This window comes from Promicromonospora kroppenstedtii DSM 19349, from assembly GCF_000515355.1.
GTDB classification, from domain to species: domain Bacteria; phylum Actinomycetota; class Actinomycetes; order Actinomycetales; family Cellulomonadaceae; genus Promicromonospora; species Promicromonospora kroppenstedtii.
Map to the genome: position 1 here is coordinate 331 of NZ_KI911673.1, position 3,387 is coordinate 3,717.

Annotated in this window: 3 protein-coding genes and 2 pseudogenes; 1 reads left to right on the forward strand and 4 read right to left on the reverse strand. The window is 72.3% G+C overall.

Annotated elements, in window-relative coordinates:
- The 3 genes and pseudogenes from PROKR_RS34895 to PROKR_RS13705 all read right to left on the reverse strand — a co-directional run.
- Positions 1-410 (reverse strand): annotated as a pseudogene (locus PROKR_RS34895) (molybdopterin-dependent oxidoreductase); the annotation flags it as partial.
- A gap of 285 nt (positions 411-695) precedes the next feature.
- Positions 696-1,334: an Atu4866 domain-containing protein gene (locus tag PROKR_RS32740; protein WP_211240133.1), complete on the reverse strand. Its 639-nt coding sequence runs from the start codon at positions 1,332-1,334 to the stop codon at positions 696-698.
- A 329-nt stretch (positions 1,335-1,663) separates the two neighbouring features.
- Positions 1,664-2,332, reverse strand: a complete 669-nt coding sequence (locus PROKR_RS13705) for a GAP family protein (RefSeq protein ID WP_036964172.1) — start codon at positions 2,330-2,332, stop codon at positions 1,664-1,666.
- 85 nt (positions 2,333-2,417) lie between these two features.
- On the opposite strand from PROKR_RS13705, the pseudogene PROKR_RS37850 reads away from it, so the two are divergent.
- Positions 2,418-2,567 (forward strand): annotated as a pseudogene (locus PROKR_RS37850) (SulP family inorganic anion transporter); the annotation flags it as partial.
- 53 nt (positions 2,568-2,620) lie between these two features.
- Here the strand turns inward: PROKR_RS37850 and PROKR_RS13710 are convergent.
- Positions 2,621-3,387 (reverse strand): ABC transporter permease (locus PROKR_RS13710; RefSeq protein ID WP_051432973.1); only part of this gene is annotated, 767 nt, incomplete at its 5' end.

A 3,387-nucleotide genomic window follows, 5' to 3' on the forward strand; every position in this document is an offset into this window, starting at 1 on the left:
GTCGCGCTCGGGCGCAGCAACGCGACCACGACCCCGACCACGCCGACGACGCCGACCAGGACCGCGCCCGCCGGCGGGCGGCGCAGCTCCAGCCAGCCCGCGAGCGCCGACCCCAGGGCCAGCACCACACCCATCGTGGCGAGCAGCACGGCCTTGTCGTTGGTGCCGAACCACTCCACGGCGACATCCTTGAGCCATGGGGGCACGGCGTCGACCACGGCGGCGCCGCCTGCGAACAGCGTGCTGGCACCGGGTGCGACGACCGCGGCGACGAGCTCCGCGACGGCCAGCCCGGCGCCACCGGCGAGCACGCCCGCGAGCATGGCCCAGCCCACGCCGCCCGGAGAGCGCTCGTCCGAAGGCGTCGCGGGGCTCTCAGTTGCGAAGAGAGCGATCCTTGACGTACGCACAACCGAGCCTCCTTTGTGCTGGCGGCAAGCTGCCGCCTGAGCAGGACCTAGAAGGTTCGGAGCGGTAGTCGATCAGGATGGGTAACCAGTCCACCTGTCACCTGGTCGTACCACAGTCCCCCGTTTGAGTTCGAGGGATTCGAGCGCCGATATCCCGGAGGCCGCAACCGAGTGGAGGCGACGCTGATCGCCGCCCAGGTACGACTCTCACGCTGGGCCCCGCACGGCCCGTCTATCGACGCAGCAGGCCGGCGACCGCCGTTTCGTCGTGACGTGAAGCAACCGTCAGCGCCGGTTCATGACGAACCCCGCGTGGTGCAGCGTGCCGTCCAGCAGCTCGCCGAACGCCCAGAAGCCGGAGTCGTCCAGGTAGGTGATCCGGCCGTCACGGACCCAGTACCGTCCCGTGTAGGCGTCCGCGCGTCCGTTGCGGGTCTCCGAGTACCGCCCGTCGCCCGACAGGTGCTGCTCCAGGCCACGGGACGGGTCCACCCACGTACCGACCCAGGCCGCACGGAGGGCTGGGTCGGCCAGGTCCGCGCCGGCGGCGCGAGTGGGTCTGCCGTCGAACGCCTCCAGGTGCCCGGACACATACACGGCGGCCAGGTCCGCCGGGTGGATCACGAGCATGCGGCGGATCTGCGACTCTCCGACGCCGCGACGCACGAGCGCGAACGTGGCGGGGTTGCCGGGGACCAGGTCGTGGGCGTGCCGCTGCTCGACGGGGCGTTGCGCCACGGCACTCTCCACGGTGAGCGGGACCGCGTACGCGCCCCTGGCCTCGATGACCTCGGTCGTGTCGTCGAAGGGCTCGGCCCGCAGGACGCCTCCCGACACGTAGAGATCATCTCTCGCCTGCGTGCTGGGCGTCCTCATGACGATCGCGCCCCTCAGGGCGAACCGTTCGGTCGTTCTCGTTGTCACGGGTGGCTCCGTTCGTTGTGCGGTGCGACGGTCGTCGACGGCACTGCGCTGGACGTGGGCCGAGACGGCGGCGGTGGGCAGGGAGTTCATGGGGGTTCCTTCCGGTCGGTTGGGACTACCCCATGCTCGGCGGGCGCACGCGCGCCGAACCAGGCCGCCGCGCACCCAGGAAGCGCGCGGCGACCCTTCCCACGGCGTCAGGTCGCCGCACAACGCCCACCGACCGGCATGGGCCGAGCAACTCGGGCGCGAGCCGCACGGGTACTTCTGGAAGGGCATCGCGCGCAGGCTGGTCGCCCAGTGGACGAAGTCGCGGTCGGCAAGCTCCGTCAGAGCGCCGAGATGCCGTCCCCCAGCATCTTCGCGCCGATGACCAGCAGCAGCACCGCCATGATCGGCGCGTTGTGCTGGATCATCCAGCCCTTCAGGTCGTCCAGCACCCGGGCGGCCCGGTCGCCCATGGCGAAGTACACGACCACGGGTGCGGCGATGCCGATGCTCGCGATGACGGCGAACACAAGGGCAGCACCGAACGCCGCGCCCGGGTCCCCGGGTACCGCGGCGGCGATGGCGACACCACCGGACACGACCAGAAGCAGGTTCTTCGGGTTGACGACGCCGAGAAGTACGGCGAGCCCGGCGGACCTGGCGGGCGTGAAACCCTCGATGGCAGCCATCCACCCCGGAGCCGGTGGGCTCACGCCGCGGCGCGGACGGCCGCGCCACTGGCGCACGCTCAGGAGCAGCAACAGGACTCCCAGGCCGATCTTCGCCCACGCGCGCCACGCCGCGGGTTCGCCGACAGGTGTCGCGGCGCTCGCGAGCAGCGCGGCCGCAGCGGCGACGGCGAGAACAGCCAGGAACCACGCGGCGACGAAGGCCAGCGCGTTGGCACGGGCTCGCTCGCTGACGAGCATCAAGACCACCGCGACGATCGGCAGAGGGCTGACCAGCACTCCGACGGCGACGGGCAACGACTGACCGATCGCGGCACCCACCCGGACCACCTCCACCGTGACGACTCCGACTTGCGTTGCAGCGGACGCTAGGCACCGCCGCGGCCCGGGCTGTCACCCGAACAGGGTGACCCGCCCTGCTGGCGGGCGGGCTGATGATCGTCACGGCCTGTTGCGGTTGAGCCGGTACATCCGGTTCGTCTCCTCCTCGGTGATGCTCGGCTTCGTGACCGGCGTGGCCGTCAACATGGTGCTCGGCCAGCTTCCGGACCTCCTTGGGACCGACGCCCAGAGCACCCTGCCGGTCGCCAAGGCTTGGTACCGAGGCCGTCACACGTCCGTGAGCCGCCGCCAGGCGAGGACGACCGCGGCCACGGCCAGCGGGCCGACCGCGGCGGCGAGAAACAGGTGCGGCAACCCGACGGCGGACGCCGCCTCGGCACCGCCCATTCCCGCCCACAACGACGGTGCCGCGTACGGGAACCATGTTCCCCCGCCGAGCAGGACCACGATCTGGGTGAGCGCGACCATGCCCACCAGGGCACCGACGGTGCCGAGCTGGCTGCGCGTCACCGTCGCCACCCAGGCGAACGGCAGGGCCAGCCCACCCCCGAGGAGACCGGCGACCAGAGCGGTCCGTGCCCCGGCCCAGGCCCCGGCGAGGGCCGTGCCCTGCACGGCGGTGACGACGGCCGAGGCCGCGAGGGTCAGGCCGACGGTCAGCAGCACGCATCCGGCGATCCAGGCCAGGGCGACCAGGCACTTCGCCAGAGCGATGATGCCCCGGGAGACGGCGAGGCCCGACAGCGCCCCGGCGGTTCCGGTCTCGAGCTCGCGGCCGAACGACCACGCGACACAGAACCCGCCCGCAGCCAGCACGGCGACCGACAGCACCTGGGCGCAGACCGCCAGGTGGGTCGCGGCGAGGTCTCCGGTGGCATAGTCCGCGAGCTTGGCCGCCGCCGGGCCGACCGCCTGCGGGGAGCGCGCGAGCGCGACCATGCCCACCGACCCGAGTGGCACCAGGACCGCGAGGAGGCCGGTCGCCAGGCGCGCGACGACGGAGCGGCGCAGCTTGAGCGTCTCGACGGCGAGGG